Origin of the sequence: Streptococcus mitis (genome assembly GCF_946188615.1) — a bacterium.
GTDB lineage: Bacteria > Bacillota > Bacilli > Lactobacillales > Streptococcaceae > Streptococcus > Streptococcus mitis_BZ.
Map to the genome: position 1 here is coordinate 1 of NZ_CAMHVK010000025.1, position 341 is coordinate 341.

The 341-nt window shown below is 42.5% G+C and carries 1 protein-coding gene; it reads right to left on the reverse strand.

The annotated features are described in order from the left end of the window. The coding region (locus tag OCF95_RS09775) for a Rib/alpha-like domain-containing protein (protein WP_261105339.1) at window positions 1–341 on the reverse strand (341 nt) is incomplete at both ends.

Consider the following 341-nt stretch of genomic DNA (forward strand, 5'->3'; position numbering starts at 1 on the left):
TTGAAGGTATCTTTTTGTTCTTTTACCCTTACTGGTACTTCGACTTCATCTTCCGTTCCATCTGGATAATGAACTAAGGCTACTCCTGGATGACTGCCTGGTGTACTGACATCTGGCCTTGTCTTCCATGTGACTGTTGTTCCATCTGGTAAGCCTGTTTTGTTTACACTTATTTCTGGATCTGGCACGTGACCATTGTCCACTTCTTGCGCTATTGCGGTTGGATTGTATTCATCTTTTTGTGGCGTTACTTCGACTGTTACTGTCACTTCTTCCGTACTCTTATCTGGGTAAGTGATTAATACTTTTCCTGTCTTACTTCCTGGTTTACTTGTGTCTGG